3 protein-coding genes are annotated in these 3,414 nt (G+C 57.2%); all 3 read right to left on the reverse strand.

Translation table 11 applies throughout. The features are described 5' to 3' along the window. Window positions 1-717, reverse strand: a 717-nt coding sequence (locus tag NQF87_RS08610) for a phage minor head protein (RefSeq protein ID WP_266128000.1), incomplete at its 3' end; no start/stop codon positions are given. Continuing rightward, entirely contained in the window at window positions 717-2,360 is a 1,644-nt protein-coding gene (locus NQF87_RS08615) for a phage portal protein (protein ID WP_266128001.1), read from the reverse strand. The genes NQF87_RS08615 and NQF87_RS08610, both read right to left, overlap by 1 nt. Window positions 2,361-2,370: 10 nt before the next feature. Beyond that, the coding region (locus NQF87_RS08620; RefSeq protein ID WP_266128002.1) for a PBSX family phage terminase large subunit at window positions 2,371-3,414 on the reverse strand (1,044 nt) is incomplete at its 5' end.

The following is a 3,414-nucleotide window of genomic DNA, read 5'->3' on the forward strand; positions in this document are numbered from 1 at the left end:
CAGGCAGCCCTTCGCTGTCTCGTAAATTCTGCCGTCCGCTTTGACGTGTTCTGGGCGTGGATGCCTTCCCCCGCCGCAATGACGCCATTTGGATTTGTCCAAACCCAATTCGATGTCACGCATCCGCTCTACGGCTTGATTAATCTTGTGATTTTGGTCCTCGGCGATGAAGGCCGCCTTGCGCTCAGAAATGCCGTATCGGGCTTGCAGCTCTTTAGTGAGTGCGCCTATATCTCCGCCCTTCATTACGGAGTTTGTGACCAGGGTATTCACCCCGTCGTGATATTGCTCGGCAATCGACTTGATCTTCCCAACATTGTAGTTGATCGCCACCTTAAGCCTGCGCTGCATGGCGGCATTGGGCTTGAACGTGACGCCGAAGCCTGCCCGTTTCAGTCTTCGCCGCAGATCGCCTTCACAGTCGTTCTGACAGCTCTTCACGAAATGCTCAGCCAGAGTAGAGGCGTGGTCTTCGAATATCCGCAACCACTTCTTTTTCAGCTTCTCGAGAATAATATCCAGAGCTGTAACAGGGTTCTCATCTTGCGCCAGTTCCGGCTCCGCCCGACGGTAATAGGTTCGTACCGTCTGGACAGTATCCCGGTGCATCCGGCGGATGAGAATACGGAGCTTCTTTTCATACCAAGCCGCAATGCCTGCGTTTGTCCTCCCGAGGGGCAGAGTTATTGCCTTTCCAGGGGAACGTAACGCAGCCATTAGAGTTCTCCTTCGCCGCCTTCTCCACCGAACCCTTCATGACCGCCAAAACTCGGTATGTCCTGCTCAGGGATGCCCGGTGCATCGCCAGAGAGATTGACGCCCCGGTAGATGCTGTTCTGGTCCTGTTCTTCCCTCATGCGGGCTTCATCGGGCGTGATCTTCCCGGCTTCGATGTTCATCCTGTCGGTTTCGGCCTTAGCCTTTTCGACCATCGCCGCTTTTTCATCGTCCAGCTGCCAGAGGTTCACAAAGTCGAAGTCTATTGCGTCATCCAGTTCCCCCCACAGGTGGAGCTGCACGAGACGGAGGATGCGCTCAAGGATGGGCCGCAGGTTGTTTTCCTGAAAGGCAGCGATCTCATCATAGAACACCCGGATTTCGCCCTCGGATGAGGCGTTCAGCCCATTTGGCGTGATGCCGAACAGTTTCACCAGAGGGATGCCGGGGATGGACGCCATGGCCTCCATCGCCTGCGCCTGTAGGTCGGACAGGCCCCCAAGTGGCGTGGCGATGATGGACACATCCTCGGCGTTCATGTCTGCCACGATCGTATCCTGCCCTTCGGAGAGGCTCTGCATGAAGGCCGCACGACCCTGCACGGCACTCTGATCTATCGGGCCAGAAAACCCTATATCTGTGCCCTGTGGTACCCCCATGTTGCCCGCCATGTCAGTTTTCAGGACCAGCTTGGAAAAGTTCGCCGTGATGTTGCTGACACTGTTGCGGGTACGCAGGAAATTGTGGACGTAGGGTCGTAGTTGCTGGGTGAGGGACAGGCCACCGAAGTTGAAGGCCGGTTTGAAGATGTCCGGCACCTCATACGGCACCATCTTTAGAAGCCGGTCTCTGTGGGTCAGGCAGCCTTGCACCCAGTAATTGTCCGGATCGTAAAAGCCGGGGCGGTAGGGGCTGTCGGCGTTGTAGTAGTTCGGTGCCGTCCAGACCGGGTCAATCCGCTTCAGCCCGCCCAGGCTGCCTTTCTCGACCCCGTACTTCGTCACCTTCAGCGGAACATTCTGCCCCGTGGCGTCTTTGGGAAGGCCGCCAACGTCGATCCAAGCATATGAGACGCCATAGATCAGGCTGTCGAGCGTCATCCGGTAGAGCAGACGCCGCACATCCAGCCGTTTGAGTTCGGCTTCCAGATCGCTGATCTTGTGGGCCGTCTCCTGTGAGATCTGTTCACGGGCTGCACGGGTTTCTTCATCCGTATCATATTCGGTTTCATCCACGTTCTTCGTGGATTTAAGCCGCACCCATTCCCGTGTTGCCTCACGGGCAATGACATCACACGGCTTCCGGAACTCGGCCCGCATGGCCATCTGTGCGAGGTAGGGATACCCCATGAAGCCCAGACCATCGGCAAGCCAGGACTGAAGCCCCTCGATGTTGCCGCTGGCATATCCGCCCAGTGACGCCGCCACGCTTTCCAGTGCACTGTCAAACGCCATCCGCTTCCCCTCTGGCACGACGCCCGGGGCGGGACGGCAGGGGGAGAGGCGGGATTCCAGGGACGGGACGCCCCCATCCTTTTTGCGCTCGACATGCAGGAAATTGCTGAGTAACGGCTCATGACGCTCCGGCCGCACGTCTCCTGCGCTCTCCTGCGGGGTGGCTGGAGTGCGTTTAAACGGCCACATGGTGCGTCCTTTATACGAATGATCGACGAATTAGCTTCTGACCCGCAAATGCGGAGAAGTCCGGAATTGCCCGGCGGTTCTGGATCAGACCATCCAGCGCATAGCGGAGGGCATCTATCCAGTGGTTGTTGGCGTCCTCGATGCGTGGCAGGACATGCTCGGTCTGCCTGTCCACCTTGTACGAGTACGTACGGAACTCACGGGCTATTTTTTCGGCCCGCTCATGGACACGGATGCCCCGGAAGGCTTTCAGACGCTCGATACCGTCTTCCACGCTGCCCTTCCACTTCTTGGCGGGGCCAATGCGGAACCTGTATTTATTCGCCATATGGCTGATGGTTTCAGGCCGGGCGCAGTCGGCCATGATCGGCCATTCCCGTGCTCCCGGCACCTTGTCGAACAGGGCGGGCAGGGCGTCCATCTCGATACCTATTCCACCTTCAGCATAATCAACATGCAGAATATCATCGGCAATAAAGCAGCGAACGATGGCAGTAGGGTCTTTGGCGAACCCCCAGTCAACACCGTAATAAAGCCGGGCATTATCCGGCGTTTCAAACCGGCATCCATATTCTACTCTGCTGCGGAAGATCAGGGCCTCAGTGATCTGCTGGTATCCACCTTCCCAGATATGGTCATACTCATCCGGGCGGTTCCTTAGGTCACGCTCCCGCTCATCGTTCAGAACGGAAGGAAACCACGGATTGTCCGACCAGTTGGCTTTGATGACCACGATTTCAGGGTCTTTTTCAGCCTCGGGCGTACGGAGGAAGGCGTCAACTGGGTCGGTTTCTTTGGACGGGTTCCAGCTAAACCAGATTTCGGAGCCGGGTTTGCGGATCGTTGGGCGTAGCAGCTTCATGGAGAAGGCGGACAAGGACTGCGCTTCTTCGACCCACGCCACGTCGAAACCTTCTAATGACTTGATTGAGTCCGCCGTGTGGTTCTGCATCCCCTGAAAGATGATGATGCCGCCACCCGGCGTCCTGATTTCCTTGTCCAGAACCTCGAATTTCTCCGAGAGGCCCAGTCCGCTTATCTTGTCCTCCACCAG

The sequence above is a fragment of the Bombella dulcis genome, from assembly GCF_026385505.1.
Lineage (GTDB): Bacteria > Pseudomonadota > Alphaproteobacteria > Acetobacterales > Acetobacteraceae > Bombella > Bombella dulcis.